Origin of the sequence: Mycobacterium xenopi (assembly GCF_009936235.1) — a bacterium.
Lineage (GTDB): Bacteria > Actinomycetota > Actinomycetes > Mycobacteriales > Mycobacteriaceae > Mycobacterium > Mycobacterium xenopi.
This window is the reverse complement of record NZ_AP022314.1, coordinates 4,508,355-4,526,300: the sequence shown is the minus strand read 5'-3', so window position 1 is coordinate 4,526,300 and position 17,946 is coordinate 4,508,355. Positions and strand designations below refer to the sequence as shown.

Below are 17,946 nucleotides of genomic sequence, written 5' to 3'. Positions count from 1 at the left end.
CGTGGGACGACATCGGTTACCTAGTCAGCGACCAAGGTCATCGCTGGTCATGGCGGCACTGGGGGCGCCGGCCGCCGCCGTATTCTTCGCGGTCAGCGGAAGTGCGCACCCGCTTCGCCCGCCGGCTGCCGCCGAGCCGGTCCCTGACAGCGTTGGCCCGTGCTGTCAGCACCTCGTGGTAACACCGCTGCGCGCAGTGTCGCCGGCGCGCTCCGGTCGGCGGCCTGATCCCGCCGAGTCGATGCGCGCGTCGAGGTTGCGGGTGGCGCATGAGGACTTCAAGCAGCTACTACCCCCTGGAAAGGCTCCGGAAAGCGGTCTGCAGGTCAAGACCATCTTGGTGGCTCGCAGTATCAGCGCGATCTTCCCCGAGATTCAAAGCATCGGCGGTGTTCGACCGGACGCGCTGAGGTGGCATCCCGACGGCTTGGCGCTCGACGTGATGATCCCCAACCCGGGCAGCGCTGAGGGCATCGCGCTGGGCAACCAAATCGTCGCCTTCGTGCTGAAGAACGCCGATCGCTTTGGGGTCCAAGACGCGATCTGGCGCGACGTCTACTACACGCCTGCCGGTCCACAAGGATCTGGCTATGGCCACTACGACCACGTCCACGTCACGACCACCGGAGGCGGATACCCCACCGGTCAGGAGATCTACATCCGGTAAGCGAGAAGACGGGGCGCGAGACCGAAGTCATCCGTCAGTTGAATGCTGGTGCAATGAAGCGCCGCACTATCTGGTGTTCCACCTCGCTGTCGCCGACTGGCCAAACCGCGAGTGACATGACGACGCGGACGATCCATTGGGCCGCCTGCGGGTCGTCGTCGGTTACGCCGGTGAGCTCGGCGGCGAGACGCCCCAGCACCGGCGACGAAGGAAGCTCGGTCAGATCACGACCGGCGCTCAACCCGATCATCATTTGACGGATGGGATCCGATCGGATGTGTTCGAGTGCGACTGTGATTGCCTTCACCACCCGCTCCGTGCCACTTAGGTTTTTCACGGCGCGTCGCACGGAGTCGACGATGCGGGCCGCCAGGCGGAGCAGAACGGCGTCGCGTATCTGGGCCTTGCCTCCGGCGTAGCGGTAGACAGTCGCCCGCGAACAGTGCACTCGTGCAGCCAAGGCGTCCATGTCTAAGGCTTCCAGGCCGTCCCGCAAGACGAGGTCGGTAGCCGCGGCATAGATGCGGTCTGCGGCTGCCGTACGGCGCTCGCCTCCAAGGAGCCAGTCGTCTCGGGCCACGGATGATCGTCCTCTCGAATCCAGAAAGTCATATCGTCTCAGAATTGAGACAAAAGCGGCGGCAGATTTCAGGGTCGATGCAGGTCAGCGGCGCAGCGTGAGACTGCCGCCGCACGACGGGTCTAGCAGGAGTTTCGACTTTTCCGGAGGTGGTTGACGCGCACCCTCGACGCCGATCAGCGTGGAGAGATGACGCGGCTTGGCATTCAGTTGTTCGATGACGAGTGCATTCAAGACCCCTACCCTCTGTACCGGCGAATGTTGGCCACAGCACCGGTACATCAGATCGCCGATTCTGGGTTCTACGCGGTGTGCAGCTGGGATGCAGTTAACGACGCCATCGCTCGACCCGAAGACTTCTCCTCGAATCTCACCGCGACGATGACGTATCAGCCCGGCGGCGAAGTGGGCACGTTCGAGATGGAAGGACTCGGTGGAAAGAGCCATGTGCTGGCCACCGCCGACGAGCCCGCGCATACGGTGCACCGGAAAGCGTTGCTCCCGCAACTGGCTGCCAAGCGTATCCGCGCCTTCGAGCCATTCATCGCTGAAACAGCCGAGCGGCTCTGGAACGCCAACATGCGAGACGGGCGCATCGAATGGATGAGCGCCGTGGCGAATCGGCTGCCGATGATGATCGTCGGGCGGATCATCGGTGTCCCGGACACTGACACCGACAAGCTCGTGCGGTGGGGATATGGCGCGACCCAGGTGGTCGAGGGTCTCGTCAGCCAAGACCAGCTCAACGCTGCCGGCATCGCCGTTATGGAGCTTGCCGGATACATCACCGAGCAGTTTCGGCAGGCTGCGGCCGATCCGCAGGACAACTTGCTCGGCGATTTGGCCGTGGCGTGCGCGTCGGGCGAGATGGAGGAACTGACCGCGCAGGCGATGATGATCATTCTGTTCAGCGCGGGTGGCGAATCAACTGCGTCGCTAATCGGTTCCGCGGCTTGGATTTTGGCGACTCGACCCGATATCCAACAGCAGGTGCGTGAGCAACCGGAACTACTCGGCGCATTTCTTGAGGAGGTATTGCGCTACGAACCACCGTTTCGAGGCCATTACCGCCACGTCGTGCGCGACACGACGCTGTGCGGTGTCGACCTTCCGGCGGATTCGCGCCTTCTGCTGTTATGGGGGGCGGCCAACCGCGACCCGGCCCACTTCGACGATCCCGATCGATTCCGACTGGACCGTTCCAGCGGAAAGGGTCACATCACGTTCGGGAAGGGCCTGCACTTCTGCCTCGGAGCCGCACTTGCCCGGTTGGAGGCCCGGATCGTGATCGGTCAGCTCCTTGAGCGCACCGCGAACATCGAAGCCGCTGAGATTGGGCGGTGGCTGCCGAGCCTGCTCGTGCGGCGCCTCGAACGTCTCGAATTGGCCTGCGAGTAGGCGCTGGCGGCGTGACCGTCTTGTCGCCGTCGGGGGACTTGCTCGGCGCAATCCGCGCCGACGACCCGATGAGTCTCTTGACGGATTCACTGTTCATTACGTTGATCCCGCGAGTCGGCTGATGGTCGTCGGAAATGGGTGTGGCGCAGCGAGAATCACACCGTCGTGAGACAGTTGACCCTGCTCCGCAGGCGATATCCGCTGGGATTGGCGGGCCGGGCCCTTCTTGTGTCCGGCGCCGTAATAATCCCGACGGTCCTAGCGTCCGCGTTGATCGCCGCAATGATGTTCTGGGCACTTCCCACCGGCGCCGCCCTGAACGCACGACATGTGCTGTTACTCAATGTCGTTACCGCCTCCATCTACTCCGCGATCTCGATTCCCGGCGATCGTCTGGGGCTACTTCTGGCTGACGATCTCCGCCAGTGCCGACGAAGGCATCGAAGGGCGCACAATCCTCGCCGCGCCGTCGCGGATGGCCGTGATTCGCGGAACGGTCTGGCTGACAGCAACACTGGTCATGGTTGTGATCAACGTAAAAACACCCCCGCTGGCAACGACGGTGGGGGCCTCATTGTTCGTTGCTGCAACGGTGACCACCGCGATGTCCTACTGGATGTGCGAACGCGCCCTGAGGCCATCCGTCGTGGAATTGCTGACCAAGAACCCGCCGACTACACCGCGCGGGGCCGGGCTCCGACTGCGTGCCGTGAGCGCGTGGGTGGTGGGCACCGGCGTTCCCAGACTCTTTCTGATGCTGGTTGCCGCCAGCGCGCTGGTCGTCGACTATCTCAGGGACCGCCTGGCGTGGGTGGTGCTCACATTCGGAACCGGTGCCATCGCCAGCGGGCTGACGGTCGCGGCCTTCACCGCTGCCACCACGGCGGACCCCATCGACGAAGTCCGGCGGGGCATGCAGCATGTAGAACGCGGTGACTACGACGTGTCTGTCCCCGTATTCGACGCGTCCGAACTCGGGTTGTTACAGGCCGGCTTCAACACCATGGCTGTGGGACTTCGCGAGCGCGAGCGACTCCGCGATCTCTTCGGTCGTAACGTCGGACGCGACGTCGCCCGACTCGCCGAGGAAAGCGGATCGATGGATGGGGCACAGACCGAGATGGGTGGGGCAAACTGCGAAGTGGCAGTGCTCTTCGTGGATGTGGTGGGCTCAACGGCGCTGGCTGCTTTCGCCGCACGAACTCGTCGCGACACTCAACGACTCCTTCGCGGTGGTGGTCGACGTCGTCGAACAGCACAGGGGCTCTGTGAACAAGTACGAGGGTGATGCCGTTCTCGCGATATTCGGTGCGCCGGTGCCAGTAGCGGACGCCGCAGGAGACGCGTTGGCCGCCGCCCGTGAGCTTAACCGCAGGCTGAATCGGCCCGATGCGGACCTCAAGGTGGGCATCGGAGTGTCGGCGGGCATGACCGTCGCCGGGAATATGGGTGACCCGAGCCGCTATGAGTACAAGGTCATCGGCGATCCGGTCAACGAAGCTGCACGCTTGAGCGAGCTCGCCAAGCGGTTGGGCGGCGTCGCCGTGTCGGGAGCCGCACTGGTCCGGGCGCACCAGCCAGAGGCGCAACGGTGGCATGTCATCGAATCGAAAGTGCTTCGGGGGCGCGGTAACTCGACGGAGATTGCTGTCCCACGCGATGATGAATGAGGCGAGGCCCAGAATCGAACGGTGCGAACAGTATTCGCGCTGGTAGATGTGGAGCCGATGACGGGAATCGAACCGGCGTTCCCAGCTTGGGAAGTATTCTCGCTGTGCGAATGCGTGAGCGAGAGCCGCCGGTAGAAGCATTGGTTAGCAACCCGGAATCCGGGCGCTACCTGCGGATTAGTGTGTTTGGCGTACGTCTACGGGTCGAGTAGGGTTCGCCTACAGTTCGGCTACGTCTAAGGGGACCGTTACGGGACCATCGAACACACGGGCGACACGAAGCGCGACACGCCGGATGATTGTCGGAGGCTGCTAATACGCTGAGCTGCATGAGCAAAGAGCCCGACGTTTACGCCAGCGATGTCTTCGACGGCCGATCCCGAAGTAACGTCGTCGTAGCGACGACGCCGATCAAGGCGGGCGACTTGAACGACGACCACGTCGGTAGGCAATTGGGCTTCCACGACGCGCGCATACAGGCCAACATCCCCGGCGAGATCACCCGCATTGAGCACCACGACGGACCCCCGCCGAGCGTCTCGGTGTGGTTCGGGTACCTGGCCCCGATATTGGGGCGGTCCACACGCGACGATTACATGCGCGTCGCGCCGTGGTTTGAATTGCAGCTAGTCGAGACGCTGAAGTCTTAGGGGGGCGCAAGATGCTGCCGCACGGCATAAAAGGCAAGACCATGAAGCTGCGCCGCGTTGCGGACGACGGCACGGTCACCGAGTTCGATATCCAGGGCCAGGACCTAGGACAAAAGGATGGCATCACGTTCAGCGTTGACGCTGACGTCGAGGTAGGCGATGAAGTCACTGAAACCCTGCCGAATGGCAAGCTCAAGACGATGCGGCTTCTCGAGGTCCAGGTGTTCCAGAGCCCCTTCGGTACCAAGATGCTCGACCACACCAGCGCAAAGTACGAAGTTGTGACCGGTAGAGCCGCCTTACGCCAGCCGGCACCTGTAAGCCTGCCGGGCCTGCACCAGTTGATTTCGGCTGCGAGTGGATCGCAGATAGCAACTCGTCACTACGACGACGCCGTTTTCAACGCTTTCAAGGCCGTCGAGGAAAGGGTGCAGGCGTTGACCGGCTACCCGAAGAACTCGAAGGGGCAATCGGAAATCGGGAAGCGACTGATGACTACCGTCTTCAATGAGCAGAACCCTTTGCTCGACATCACTTCGGACAACGCCGATGCAGGTCAAAAGGATGACGAGCGTGAGGGTTTCAAGTTTCTATTTATGGGCGGAGCGCAGGCGTTTCGCAACACACGTGGGCACGGCCCAAGCCTTCAGACGGGTGAGCGGGAGGCGATGGAGATGCTCGCCACGGCTAGCCTGTTGATGCGCGCCCTGGACCGAGCCGAGGCACGTCTCAGCGGCGGTCAGCAGTAGCTGGCAGCCGGGGCGGGGAGCCTGGCCCGTGGCCCCTCAACCCGCCCTGGCGACCGACTAACGGCGTGCCGCTCAGCGGCCTAGCATGGTCGTAGCCATGTGCGCGGCGCACCGGCAGCTCGGCGGCACTGGCGCGGCGGGTGGCCAGGGCGGGCACCGGGTACACAAAGCCCCCGGCCACGACTCATGGGGCCACCTGCTCACCTGGGTATAAGGCCCTGTACCGACCGCGGTGGTGCGCGCCAACAGGCTTACCCCGACCGTGAAGCTGTCCCCAGACCAGTCGTTTCACTCCCTACGCCACACGTACGCGAGCTTGTGCCTCGCTGCGGGCATCCGGCCCATCGACATTGCGGAGCTTATGGGCCACCGGGACGTGAAGACGACGCTGACCGTCTACGCGCACCTGATCAACGCCGACGACCACTCCGGCAACATGGCGGCGCTCGGCGCACTCGCGGCCCGGGCACAGAACCCCGACTACGGCAACGTGATTCCGCTACGTGGTTAGGATTGGTCATCGAAGATTTCGTCCACGAGCCCAGCCAGTTGCGGTGCCCGGGAATGAATCTCGTGTTGGGCCAACACGAAGCCGACCGGTTGCATCGGGAAGTGTAAGGCGCCTGTCTTTTGCAACGTATCGAGCAGGGCCGCAAGTTCGGGTCCTAACTCAGCGATTCGCTTCTTGAAATCATCAAGGCTGATAGTCCGCGCCAGAACCATTGCGCGCAATTCCTTCTCGGCTTCCGTCAGGTGACCTTCAGCTACCTTGGCCGCGTCTAGAACCTTTGCGACGCGATCAGGCGCTACACGAAACCGCGCGCCCTCGACGGAGAGGAGGGTGCCTTTGTCGGTGACCACCACATCATCTTCACTCTCCGCGTACGCAAGCAGCAACCTTTCAGACTCCTCGTTGTACGGACCGTCTTGGCTTAGGAATTTGTCTTCTAGATCGGTGGTCCTGAGAGCCGGATACATTGAGTTTCGGTACTTCTCGTATAAGGATTGGTAGATCTCGGTGGCGAACGCTCCGAGCTGACCATCTTGGCAGACGCCGGTAGAGCTCATGTACTGGTAGTCCCAATTGCTTGTGGCTATGCGCTCGTAGTAAGGACTCAACAACGTGTCCAGCGCTGTGATTAGCTGGTCGGTGTCATACGGCACAGCAAGTGTCAATTGGATAATCAGTTTGACTGCAAGGGAATTGACGTGCTCTTTCGTCAAAACCCTTGTGACCTCTACTGCTTGGCGCAAAAAGATCTCCCAGCGTTCGCCGGCTGGCTGCTCTGCGAGGTCTGTGAGCAGTCGCGAAAGGGTTGTTCTAAGCTCCTCACTGCCGAGCTCAGCATAGGACCGATGTGCAACGCCCAGCGGGCCGAGGAACCGGGGATCAGCAAAGCGGTTGAATAGCGTTGCGTCCCTTTCATTAATGTGCTCGATCAGCGAGTCGGTCAACTCGCCGAAACGCTCATTGAGCGTCTGTTCGACGGCCGCCCTGGCATCGGGCATCGTGATTGCCTTTGTGTCGCGGCTTAATTCGTTGCGCCCAGTGTCGATTGATATCTGCCTAGCGTCAGCGGCAGTAACCGTTACGGCTATGATGTCACCCTTACCAGCGTGCTGAATGACGCCAGACAGAGTTGCGCCGTCGCCCACACCGATAGTCGCATTCTTATTGCCACGCACCGCAAGGTTGGCGAGCCGACGGGCGGACCCGTCGTCGTTCTGTCCCCATGGAAACATGACCATCGAGGCCACGAACAGCAGACCAAAGATGATGCCGAACGACCACCTGGCGAGCTGATTCTCAACTTGCGCCCACGCCAAGTAGCTCATAACCAACGAGGTGATCGTTCCCCCGCCCCACACGAGCCGTTGCGTAAGCATTGCGCCGCCCCTCGGCTACGCCGCTTGGGCGCGCTTGAGACCGATAGCCGACCGGATCACTTCGGAGAAACCGAAGTACAGGTGTATCAAGCCGAGCATGGCCTGCTTGAAGTTGTTGTGCTGGATGGCCTCAAGTTCGGCGTCCTCGGCCAGCTTGTCGTACTCCTCGCTGTGCTTGCCGTAGTGGATGAGCTCGCCGTAGTTGAAAAAGTTGATAATTTCGGCCGGGTTGGCTTCGTTATACATCGCGTGCTCATCGATCTGGTCGGGGGTCAAGCCGTCCTTCTGCAGCACCATGCGGCACACGATGTTCTGGAGGGGTCGATTCATCAGCTTTGCGCGGGCCTTCCTCCACTGTTGGAGCATGTCTGTGCGCGTGTCGGTGTGCTCGTCGGTGAACTGACGCGCGTACTTCTCCAAGATGTTCATTACGGAGGAGAAGTCGGGCTCCCCCGTAGAATTCTCGTGCAGCTGGCGGAACCGCACGGCAAAGCCCACTGTCTCCTCATCTTCGGTCTCGTTCACCTCCAGCTCCCAGTTCCCGTGCTCGCCCTTCAGCGTGATACCGCCTTTGTGCGCGACGACGGTGTACTTGGCCGTCTTCTCGCATACGTCGATAAACCTGGTGAGCCTACGCAGCTCCTTATCGGGAATCTGCCCTGGCAGCGCCGGGAAGTCTGCTGGGTCAGGGAGGTTGAACGCGTACGTCAAGAGCTGCCACTGGTAGTCGAACGTCGATAGTTCGGAACCCAGATGCGCGAGCGGCGGCGGGAAGTTCAGCTTCACTGGCAGCACGGAATCCTGGTGCGTGACGAACGAGGCCTCAAGCGTGCCTCCGTCCCGCTTGGCCGGGGCGGCGCTACCTGTGTCCCGGCCCAAAGGGTCGAGCCGCCGTACCTGTCGCGGCCGCTTCTTCTCCTTGCCCATTCAGATCCCAAATCTCGTCGTGCTTTGCCCGGCCGAGCAGTATCTCACGACGGTCCGACATACCCCGAGTTGTTATCGGTGCCGGTACGCGTCAGCGCTGTACAGGACCGTTACGGGACCGCGCGCCCCTCGCGCGTAGGACAGACGGGCGAAAGCCGAGGTAGACATGGAGCCGATGACGGGAATCGAACCCGCGTTCTCAGCTTGGGAAGCTGATGTTCTGCCATTGAACTACATCGGCGCAGTCGCTTCGGAAGGCTAGCATCCGGCGTTGCGTCGTTCATCAACATCGCGGGCGGGATATCAGCAGATACGCTCGTCGGGTGCTGCTCTCCGACCGCGATCTTAGGGCTGAAATCGACGCCGGGCGGCTGATCATTGACCCGTTCGATGACGCCCTGGTGCAGCCGTCGAGCGTGGACGTCCGCCTCGACAGTCTATTCCGGGTTTTCAACAACACCCGCTACACCCACATCGACCCCGCCCAGCAGCAAGACGAGCTGACCAGCCTGGTGCAACCGGTGGACGGCGAACCGTTCGTGCTCCATCCCGGGGAGTTCGTGCTGGGATCGACCCTGGAGTTGTGCACTTTGCCCGACGACCTGGCGGGCCGGTTGGAGGGCAAGTCGTCGCTTGGCCGGCTGGGTCTGCTCACCCACTCGACGGCGGGCTTCATCGACCCGGGATTCAGCGGCCACATCACCTTGGAGCTCTCCAACGTCGCCAACCTGCCGATCACACTATGGCCGGGCATGAAGATCGGTCAGCTGTGCATCCTGCGGCTGACCAGCCCCGCCGAGCACCCATACGGCAGTGCCCGGGCGGGTTCGAAGTACCAGGGCCAGCGGGGACCGACCCCGTCGCGCTATTACCAGAACTTCATCCAGTCGTAGGCGCGGTCGGCCATCTGGGCCTGACGGGCGCCCCATCGCCGCAGTACAGTTGACTTACCAGGCACGTGGCGCGTAAGCATCTCGCACCTGCCAGAACTTGATCCCGTCCAGATAACTTCGAGGGGTGACGCCGCAACACAGCTGCGGCGACGAAGCAGGTGGCCAGCGGATCGCGGTGCAGCCCATCCGGACCTGGCCCGGGCTAGCGAACTGACGGGGAGGGAAAGTGGACACCGTACTTGGTGTGTCGATGGCGCCCACCACCGTCCGGATGGTCTTGGTCGAAGGGGAAAACGCCGACGGCTCCACCGTCGATGAGGAGAACTTCGAACTGTCTCACGGCGACGAGTCGGCCCCCTCGACGGCACCCGATCAGGTTATTTCCGCGATCCTGGGCACCCGAGAAGGCGCGGCCGAAGCCGGATATCAGCTGCGCTCGATCGGGGTGACCTGGACAGACCCGGTCCAAGCCAACGCCCTGCGGGACATGCTGGTCGCCCGCAAGATCGAAAACGTCATGCTGGTCTCGGCATTCTTGGCCGCCGCGGCGCTGGCGCAGACGGTGGGCAGCGCCACCGACTACGAACACACCGCCCTGTTGTACGTCGAACCCGACAGCGCAACGCTGGCCGTGGTGAACACCGCTGACGGATCGATCGCCGACGTGCATCGCGAGCAACTGCCTGACGACGACGACGAAGCGGTCGCCAAGCTGATCGAAATGGTCTCGGGCGCCAGGAATCTCGACACGCAACCCGAGGGCGTGTTCGTCGTCGGCTCCGGTGTCGACATCCCGATGATCAAACCGGCGCTGGAGGCGGCGACCCCCCTGCCATTAAGCACACCGGAGGAGCCGGAGACGGCGCTGGCCCGAGGAGCGGCGCTGGCTTCAGCCAACGCGCCGCTGTTCGCGTCGTCGACGGCCGCGCTGGCCTACGCCCAAGACCCGGGCACCGGCGCGGTGAATCCCTACACGGTCACTCCCGGATATCTGGCCGCCGCGGAGGTGGCCGTCGGCGCAGACGGCGACGAGGCCCTGGCCTACAGTGCGGTCCCCGACGAAGACGCCGAGGCTTTCACGCTCGCGGCCGACGAAAACGCCAGCCCCTACGCCGCGGCGGCTGGCGAGGAAAACTTCAGCATCGGCATGTTCCCCGACTTCGGTGTCCAGGGCGCGGAGCGGCCCAGCCGCCAGCCGTTCCTGGCAGCCATCAGCGTGTTGACGATCTTCGTGGTCGGGGTTGTGGCACTGGTGCTTTCGCTCGCGGTCTCCATCCGCCCTCACGTCGCCCAGCGGCCGAGCCTGGGTCAGAACGTCGTCGCACCAATGCCGGCGCCACCGCCAAAAGCCGCGGTGCCAGCCCCGCCTGCCCCCGCTCCCGCGCCGGCACCCGCCGCGGTCCCGGCACCGGTTCCTGCCGCAGCACCCGCTCCAGCCCCCGCTCCGGCGCCAGCACCCGTACGGATACCGGCGCCGGCTCCGGCTCCTGCCCCTGCTCTGCCGGCTCCCGCGCCACCGCCCATCCTCCCGCCCATAATTCCGCAGATCATCGCCCCTCCCGTTCCGGGGCCGCCGATTGTCCCGCGCGGTGGTGACCACGGCGGCGGCGGTTGGGGCCACGGCGGCTTCGGGATTCCGGGCATCGGCGGCGGGCATGGCGGTGGCTTCGGCGGCGGCCACGGCCACGGCCGGTGAGCCACCGACGGCGCGCCGCTAGGGTCGAAGTGTCAAGCCCGGGACCGGGCCCGCGAGTCCTCGCCCTCACCGGAGCCAATCTGGAAAACATGACGCCGCAGTGCGCGTGCGGTGAAGAACAGTTTGGTTGACGGTCCACGCGGGGTGTCGTCAGGGTCCGCGACGAGGGCGGATAGCAAAGACGTCGGAGGGGTAGTGGACACCGTACTGGGCGTGTCGATGGCGCCGACGACGGTGCGCATGGTGCTGGTGGAAGGTGAGAACGCCGACGGCGCGACCGTTGACGAAGAGCAATTCGAGATTTCTGTCAACGGTGAGTTGCCAACGGTGCGGGCATCGGATCAGGTGGTGTCGGCGATTTTGGGCACCCGCGAGGGTGCAGCTGAAGCTGGCTACCAGTTGAGCTCGATCGGCGTGACGTGGAGTGACCAAGCCCAGGCGGCCGCGCTTCGCGACGCGTTGGCTACCCGCAAGGTTGAAAACGTCATGTTGGTGTCGGCGTTTTTGGCCGCCGCTGCGCTGGCGCAAACGGTGGGTAACGCCACCGGCTACGACCAAACCGCCTTGCTGTATGTCGAGCCGGACAGCGCGACGCTGGCTGTGGTCGATACCGCCGACGGGTCGGTCGCTGATGTCCATCGCGAGAAGCTGCCGGAAGACGACGACGAAGCCGTCGCGAAGCTTACCGAAATGATCGCTGGTGCAAAGGATTTGGAGGGGCCGCCAGGTGGTGTGTTTGTCGTCGGGTCTGGTGTCGACATTCCGATGATCCAGCCGGCGCTGGAGGCGGCGACATCGCTTGCGGTGAGCGTGCCGGAAGAGCCGGAGACGGCGCTAGCAAGGGGGGCGGCGCTGGCCTCTGCGAACGCGCCGCTGTTTGCGTCGTCGACGGCCGCGCTGGCCTACGCGCAAGATCCCGGCACCGGCGCGGTTGACCCATATGCGGTGTCCCCGGGTTATTTGGCTGTTCCGACCGGCCCCGCTGAACAGGGCTTGGCCTATAGCGCGGTTCCCGATGAGGAGGCTGACGTCTACACGTTGGCCGCCGGTGAGGACGCTGGTTTGACTGCCGCCGTGACGGAGCAGCCCAGCCGCAAGCCATTCCTGGTGGTTATAGGTGTGTTGACCATTTTCGTGGTTGGTGTTGTGGCGCTTGTGCTTTCCTTGGCGATAAGTATCCGCCCACATGTCAACGAACGGCCGAACATGGGTCGGCACGTGGTTGTCCCAACCGAGCAGGCCGTGGCTCCACCGGCGCCGAAAGCCCAGGTGCCTGCATCGCCCACACCGGCCCCGGCGCCTGCGCCCCCACCGGCTCCGGCACCAGCGCACGCTCCGCCACCGGCCCCGGCGCCTGCGCCTGCTGCGGCACCGGCGCCGGCGCCTGTCCCAGCGCCCGCACCAGCGCCCGCCGCACCGCCGCCGCCACCACCACCGCCCCCAGCGCTCCCGCCACTCCCGCAGATCCTGGCTCCGCCGGTACCGGGCCCGCCGATCCAACCCTGGGGTGGCGATCACGGTGGCGGCGGTTGGGGCCACGGCCACGGCCGCGGTCATGGTGGTGTCGGCCCGGGCCCGGGGATCCGAATCCCGCTCCCGGTCCACGGCCTCAAGCTGGGCATCGGGTTCTAAGGCCCGACACGCAGCTAACTGTCATCTGCCGTTCGTTTCCCGCTCAACACCACGATGCAGTTAGCTCATCGCGGCCGCCTACAGAGGGCGGTATGAGGTGCACCGTCTTCGGTACCGGCTATCTGGGCGCGACCCATGCCGCCGGGATGGCTGAACTGGGCCACGACGTCGTCGGCGTCGATATCGATCCCGGTAAGGTCGCCAAGCTGGCCGGCGGCGACATCCCGTTCTACGAGCCTGGCCTACGAAAGATGTTGGCCGACAACCTGGCCGCGGGCCGACTGCGGTTCAGCACCGACTATGACATGGCCGCCGACTTCGCCGATGTGCACTTTCTCGGTGTCGGCACGCCGCAAAAGAAGGGCGAATACGGTGCCGACCTGCGCCACGTGCATGCAGTCATCGACGCGCTCGTGCCGCGGCTGACCCGGGCCGCGGTCATCGTCGGCAAATCAACGGTGCCTGTAGGGACGGCCGCCGAACTCGGCCAACGCGCCCGCGGGATCGCGCCGCCGGGAGTCGACGTCGAAGTGGCCTGGAACCCCGAATTTCTGCGGGAGGGTTTTGCGGTGCAAGACACGCTGCGACCGGACCGCATTGTGCTAGGTGTACAACAGGATTCACGATACGCCGAGGAGGCGGTTCGCGAGCTGTATCGGCCACTGCTGCAAGCGGGCGTGCCCTTTATCGTGACGGACTTGCAGACCGCGGAGTTAGTCAAGGTTTCCGCTAACGCCTTTCTGGCAACCAAAATCTCGTTCATCAACGCGATCTCCGAGGTATGCGAGGCCGCCGGTGCCGACGTCCGAGTGTTGGCCGACGCGCTTGGACACGACCCGCGAATCGGACGCCAATGCCTCAACGCGGGCTTGGGTTTTGGCGGTGGCTGCCTGCCCAAGGACATCCGCGCGTTCATGGCGCGCGCCGGCGAGCTCGGCGCCGACCAGGCGCTGACCTTCCTGCGCGAGGTCGACAACATCAACATGCGTCGCCGCACGCGGATGGTCGAACTGGCCAGCATTGCCTGCGGCGGCTCGCTGCTGGGCGCCAACATCGCGGTGCTGGGCGCGGCGTTCAAACCCGAATCCGATGACGTGCGGGACTCGCCCGCACTCAACGTGGCCGGACAGCTGCAACTCAACGGAGCCGCGGTCAACGTCTACGACCCCAAAGCTCTCGAAAACGCCCAGCGGCTGTTCCCCACGCTGAACTACGCGGTTTCCGTGGCGGAAGCCTGCGAACGCGCGGACGCGGTCTTGGTGCTCACCGAATGGCAGGAATTCGTCGACCTCGACCCTGCCGTCCTCGCCGACCGGGTGCGGGCCAAGGTCATCGTCGACGGCCGCAACTGTCTGGATGCGCGCCGCTGGCAACAAGCCGGTTGGCGAGTGCACTGTTTGGGGCGGCGCGTAGCCTAACCGCGTGGACTACGCGGCGGCATTCCTCGACCAAAACCGGGCGTTCGGAAACGTCATCCGCAGGGGCGACCCGTCGACCCCGGTGCCGACCTGCCCCGGCTGGACCTTCAAGGAGCTGTTTCGCCACGTCGGCCGCGGCGACCGGTGGGCCGCGCAGATCGTCATCGATCGCGTCGACCACTACCTCGACCCCCGCACCGTCGAAGGCGGCAAACCGCCCGCGGATCCCGACGAGGCGATCGCCTGGCTCCACGACGGCGCGCAACGCCTGATCGACGCCGTCGAACAGGCCGGACTCGACTCACCAGTCTGGACGTTCATTGGGCAGCGTCCGGCCTACTGGTGGATCCGCCGCCGACTCCATGAGGCGACGGTGCACCGCGCCGACGCGGCGCTCGCGCTGGGTGCCGAGTACACGCTGGAACCGGCGTTGGCGGCCGACGCGATCAGCGAATGGCTGGAACGGGTCGCCGGCCAGGCCGGTCGCGACGGCGCAGCGCTGCCCCTCGAACCGGGTAACACCGTGCATCTGCACGCCACCGATCCGGGGCTGGGCGCATCCGGCGAATGGACCATCCAAGCCGGTGACAGCGGGATCACCTGGTCGCACGAGCACGGCAAGGGCACGGTCGCGCTGCGCGGCGGCGCCACCGAGTTGATGCTGGCGATGATGCGCCGGGTCCCGACGGCCGACACTGATATCGCAATATTCGGCGACGCCGCGGTGTGGCAGAACTGGCTGGACCGCACGCCTTTTTAGGGCCAGCGGCGGTACCTTGCACATCATGACCACATCGGAGATCGCCACAGTTTTGGCGTGGCACGACGCGCTTAACGCCGCCGACCTCGATACCCTGGTGGCCTTGTCCAGCGAGGACATCGAAATCGGCGACGCCCACGGTGCCGGGCAAGGACACGAGGCGTTGCGCGAGTGGGCGGCCGCCACCAAAACCACCGCGGAACCAGGTCGCATGTACGTGCGTGACGGAGTCGTGGTCGTCGAACAAAAGATCAGCAGCCCGGACAACCCCGGCGCGACGAGGACTGCCGCGTCAGCATTCCGGGTCGTCCACGATCACGTCACTTCGGTGTTCCGTCACCACGATCTGGCGTCGGCGTTGGCGGCCACCGAACTCACCGAGGCCGACCTGGTCGACTGAGGAGTTAACGATGCGCGGAATCATCTTGGCCGGGGGCTCGGGCACGCGGCTGTATCCGATCACCATGGGTGTGAGCAAGCAACTCCTGCCGGTGTATGACAAGCCGCTGGTCTACTATCCGCTCTCCACCCTGATGATGGCCGGTATCCGCGACATCCTGGTGATCACCGCTCCACACGACGCACCCGCCTTCCACCGAGTGCTCGGCGACGGCGCCGTGTTCGGCATCAACATCAGCTACGCATTCCAAGACCAGCCCGAGGGTCTCGCGCAGGCGTTCGTCATCGGCGCCCATCACATCGGCACCGAAACGGTGGCATTGGCTTTGGGCGACAACATCTTCTACGGCCCCGGTTTGGGCACAAGCCTGCGCCGCTTCCAAACCATCGATGGCGGAGCGATTTTCGCCTACTGGGTGGCCAACCCATCAGCGTATGGTGTCGTCGAATTCGGTGACGACGGCATCGCGCTGTCGATCGAGGAGAAACCGGCCACACCGAAATCGAACTATGCGGTGCCGGGACTGTACTTCTACGACAACGATGTGATCGAAATCGCCCGGGGGTTGAAGAAGTCGGCGCGTGGCGAGTACGAGATCACCGAGGTCAACCAGATTTACTTGAACCAAGGACGGCTCACCGTCGAAGTCCTTGCCCGCGGGACCGCCTGGCTGGACACCGGAACCTTCGACTCATTGCTGGACGCCAGCGACTACGTCCGCACCATCGAACGTCGGCAGGGCCTCAAAATCAGCATCCCCGAGGAAGTGGCATGGCGGATGGGCTTCATCGACGACGAGCAGCTGGCCCGGCGCGCCCAAACCTTGCTCAAGTCCGGCTATGGCCGCTACCTGTTGGAGCTGCTGGAACGTCGCTGACTTCGCGCGGTCTCCGGCCTTGACGATGGCATCAACACAGCCCCCGCCACCGATTCGTGGATCGGCCGTGGTCGTCGGGGTCCTAGTCGCTGTCATCGCCGTTGCCGGAGTCTTGGTCTTCTCCTGGAAACACCAGCGTTTCGTGCCGCAGGACGGTGCGCCCGATCCCCAGACCCGATCGGCGCCATCCGCCGGGCCGTCGACCGGAACGCTCGACAGGGACGGCCGATTTCTATTCCTGCTGACTGCGCAAGGGCTTCAACTATCGGCGGCTCGCGACGTCGCGATCAACGACGCGCACCGTGTCTGCTCTCGCTTGGAGCGCGGCGAAACCGAACAACAGATCGTGCAAGACATTGTCGACGGGTCGCCGGGCATGTCGATGGATACCGCCGCGGCGTTCGCCGACACCGCGATCAGCGTGTACTGCCCGGGCTGAAGGGCTGACCGCGCCTTATTGCCGGTAGCTGGCCAGGAAGTTACCCAGACGCTCGATCGCGTTCGCCAGGTCGCGCGACCACGGCAATGTCACTATGCGCAGGTGATCCGGTGCGGGCCAATTGAATCCAGTGCCTTGGGTGACGAGTATCTTTTCTTGCAGCAGTAGGTCGAGGACGAGCTGCTCGTCGTCTTCGATCTCATACACCTCGGGATCAAGGCGCGGAAACGTGTACAGCGCACCGGCCGGTTTGACGCAGGACACGCCTGGGATCTCGTTGAGTTTGGTCCAGGCGACATCGCGCTGCTCGAGCAGCCGGCCACCGGGCAGCACCAGATCCTCGATGCTCTGGTGGCCGCCCAGGGCCACCTGAATTCCGTGTTGGGCAGGGACATTCGGGCACAGCCGCATATTGGCCAACAAGCTGATGCCTTCGATGAAGCTGCTGGCGTGGTCTTTGGGTCCGGTGATCACCAGCCAGCCGGCCCGGTATCCGGCCACCCGGTAGGCCTTGGACAGTCCATTGAAGGTCAAGCACAGCAGGTCGGGTGCCACCGAGGCCATGCTGATGTGCTTGGCGTCGTCGTAGAGGATCTTGTCATAGATCTCGTCGGCGAGCAGCAATAGCTGGTGCTTGCGCGCCAAATCTGCTATCTGGGTGAGGATTTCGCGGCTGTACACGGCGCCGGTCGGGTTGTTCGGGTTGATGACGACCAGCGCTTTGGTGCGTTCGGTGATCTTGGACTCCAGGTCGGCGATGTCGGGCTGCCAGCCCTGGGTTTCATCGCACAGGTAATGCACGGGTGTGCCGCCGGCCAACGACGTCGACGCGGTCCACAGGGGGTAGTCGGGCGCGGGGATCAGCACCTGATCGCCGTTGTCCAGTAGGGCCTGCAGCGTCATCGTGATCAGCTCGGAAACCCCGTTGCCCAAATAGACGTCGTCGACGTCCAATTGCGGGAAGCCGTCGACGAGTTCATAACGGGTGACCACCGCACGACGTGCCGGCAGGATGCCTTTGGAGTCCGAGTATCCCTGCGCGTAAGGCAGTGCCTGGATCATATCGCGCATTATCACGTCCGGCGCTTCGAAACCGAACGGCGCCGGATTGCCGATGTTGAGCTTGAGGATGCGATGCCCTTCGGCCTCCAGCCGCGCGGCGTGAGCGTGGACCGGGCCGCGGATCTCGTAGAGGACGTCCTGCAGCTTGGATGACTGCGCGAATGTGCGCTGCCGCTGGTGATGGGCACTGGTATGCCAGGGCAGCTGATGCGTAGTCACGTCAACCATAGTGCCACCCCTG

Annotated in this window: 19 protein-coding genes and 1 tRNA gene; 15 read left to right on the top strand and 5 right to left on the bottom strand. The window is 64.1% G+C overall.

Features of this window, described 5'->3' with window-relative positions; translation table 11 throughout:
- The first annotated feature begins 1 nt into the window (after position 1).
- Positions 2-667, top strand: coding sequence for a hypothetical protein (locus MYXE_RS21730; protein WP_172468600.1), 666 nt, complete (start codon positions 2-4; stop codon positions 665-667).
- A 34-nt stretch (positions 668-701) separates the two neighbouring features.
- Here the strand turns inward: MYXE_RS21730 and MYXE_RS21725 are convergent, their stop codons facing one another.
- Entirely contained in the window at positions 702-1,247 is a 546-nt protein-coding gene (locus tag MYXE_RS21725; protein WP_085193227.1) for a TetR/AcrR family transcriptional regulator, read from the bottom strand.
- 189 nt (positions 1,248-1,436) lie between these two features.
- On the opposite strand from MYXE_RS21725, the gene MYXE_RS21720 reads away from it, so the two are divergent.
- The 6 genes from MYXE_RS21720 to MYXE_RS21695 all read left to right on the top strand — a co-directional run bounded on the left by MYXE_RS21720 (position 1,437) and on the right by MYXE_RS21695 (position 6,225).
- The gene (locus MYXE_RS21720) at positions 1,437-2,645 is read left to right on the top strand and encodes a cytochrome P450 (RefSeq protein ID WP_085193225.1); all 1,209 of its coding nucleotides are present in this window, start codon (positions 1,437-1,439) and stop codon (positions 2,643-2,645) included.
- A gap of 343 nt (positions 2,646-2,988) precedes the next feature.
- Entirely contained in the window at positions 2,989-3,933 is a 945-nt protein-coding gene (locus tag MYXE_RS21715; protein WP_161552136.1) for a HAMP domain-containing protein, read from the top strand.
- Positions 3,878-4,315: an adenylate/guanylate cyclase domain-containing protein gene (locus MYXE_RS21710; protein ID WP_232061674.1), complete on the top strand. Its 438-nt coding sequence runs from the start codon at positions 3,878-3,880 to the stop codon at positions 4,313-4,315. Before MYXE_RS21715 ends, MYXE_RS21710 begins: the two co-directional genes overlap by 56 nt.
- Positions 4,316-4,644: 329 nt before the next feature.
- A complete protein-coding gene (locus MYXE_RS21705) occupies positions 4,645-4,965 on the top strand; it encodes a hypothetical protein (RefSeq protein WP_085193219.1) in 321 nt (106 codons plus the stop codon).
- 11 nt (positions 4,966-4,976) lie between these two features.
- Complete coding sequence (locus tag MYXE_RS21700) at positions 4,977-5,714, top strand: TIGR02391 family protein (protein ID WP_085193217.1); 738 nt, start codon at positions 4,977-4,979, stop codon at positions 5,712-5,714.
- Between the two features lie 262 nt (positions 5,715-5,976).
- Positions 5,977-6,225, top strand: coding sequence for a tyrosine-type recombinase/integrase (locus MYXE_RS21695; RefSeq protein ID WP_232061673.1), 249 nt, complete (start codon positions 5,977-5,979; stop codon positions 6,223-6,225).
- Here the strand turns inward: MYXE_RS21695 and MYXE_RS21690 are convergent.
- From MYXE_RS21690 to MYXE_RS21680, 3 genes are all read right to left on the bottom strand, one after another.
- The gene (locus MYXE_RS21690; RefSeq protein WP_139821114.1) at positions 6,222-7,550 is read right to left on the bottom strand and encodes an LPO_1073/Vpar_1526 family protein; all 1,329 of its coding nucleotides are present in this window, start codon (positions 7,548-7,550) and stop codon (positions 6,222-6,224) included. The two genes, MYXE_RS21695 and MYXE_RS21690, sit on opposite strands and share 4 nt — an antisense overlap.
- A 66-nt stretch (positions 7,551-7,616) precedes the next feature.
- Positions 7,617-8,528: a hypothetical protein gene (locus MYXE_RS21685; protein WP_085193213.1), complete on the bottom strand. Its 912-nt coding sequence runs from the start codon at positions 8,526-8,528 to the stop codon at positions 7,617-7,619.
- A gap of 167 nt (positions 8,529-8,695) precedes the next feature.
- Positions 8,696-8,769 (bottom strand) — tRNA-Gly (locus MYXE_RS21680).
- An 82-nt stretch (positions 8,770-8,851) separates the two neighbouring features.
- Here MYXE_RS21680 and dcd point away from each other — a divergent pair.
- From dcd to MYXE_RS21640, 8 genes are all read left to right on the top strand, one after another.
- On the top strand, positions 8,852-9,421 hold the full coding sequence (gene dcd, locus MYXE_RS21675; RefSeq protein ID WP_003922422.1) for a dCTP deaminase: 570 nt from the start codon (positions 8,852-8,854) through the stop codon (positions 9,419-9,421).
- A 226-nt stretch (positions 9,422-9,647) separates the two neighbouring features.
- On the top strand, positions 9,648-11,117 hold the full coding sequence (locus MYXE_RS21670) for a DUF7159 family protein (RefSeq protein WP_139821113.1): 1,470 nt from the start codon (positions 9,648-9,650) through the stop codon (positions 11,115-11,117).
- A 195-nt stretch (positions 11,118-11,312) separates the two neighbouring features.
- On the top strand, positions 11,313-12,749 hold the full coding sequence (locus MYXE_RS21665; protein WP_172468601.1) for a DUF7159 family protein: 1,437 nt from the start codon (positions 11,313-11,315) through the stop codon (positions 12,747-12,749).
- 92 nt (positions 12,750-12,841) lie between these two features.
- Entirely contained in the window at positions 12,842-14,167 is a 1,326-nt protein-coding gene (locus MYXE_RS21660; protein ID WP_085193211.1) for a UDP-glucose dehydrogenase family protein, read from the top strand.
- A 4-nt stretch (positions 14,168-14,171) separates the two neighbouring features.
- A complete protein-coding gene (locus MYXE_RS21655; protein ID WP_003922426.1) occupies positions 14,172-14,927 on the top strand; it encodes a maleylpyruvate isomerase family mycothiol-dependent enzyme in 756 nt (251 codons plus the stop codon).
- Between the two features lie 25 nt (positions 14,928-14,952).
- On the top strand, positions 14,953-15,327 hold the full coding sequence (locus tag MYXE_RS21650) for a nuclear transport factor 2 family protein (protein WP_003922427.1): 375 nt from the start codon (positions 14,953-14,955) through the stop codon (positions 15,325-15,327).
- A gap of 10 nt (positions 15,328-15,337) precedes the next feature.
- The gene (gene rfbA, locus MYXE_RS21645) at positions 15,338-16,204 is read left to right on the top strand and encodes a glucose-1-phosphate thymidylyltransferase RfbA (RefSeq protein WP_003922428.1); all 867 of its coding nucleotides are present in this window, start codon (positions 15,338-15,340) and stop codon (positions 16,202-16,204) included.
- Between the two features lie 67 nt (positions 16,205-16,271).
- Positions 16,272-16,643, top strand: coding sequence for a DUF732 domain-containing protein (locus MYXE_RS21640; RefSeq protein ID WP_003922429.1), 372 nt, complete (start codon positions 16,272-16,274; stop codon positions 16,641-16,643).
- A 15-nt stretch (positions 16,644-16,658) separates the two neighbouring features.
- Here MYXE_RS21640 and MYXE_RS21635 read toward each other — a convergent pair whose 3' ends face one another.
- A complete protein-coding gene (locus tag MYXE_RS21635; RefSeq protein WP_003922430.1) occupies positions 16,659-17,933 on the bottom strand; it encodes a pyridoxal phosphate-dependent aminotransferase in 1,275 nt (424 codons plus the stop codon).
- Positions 17,934-17,946: the final 13 nt, after the last annotated feature.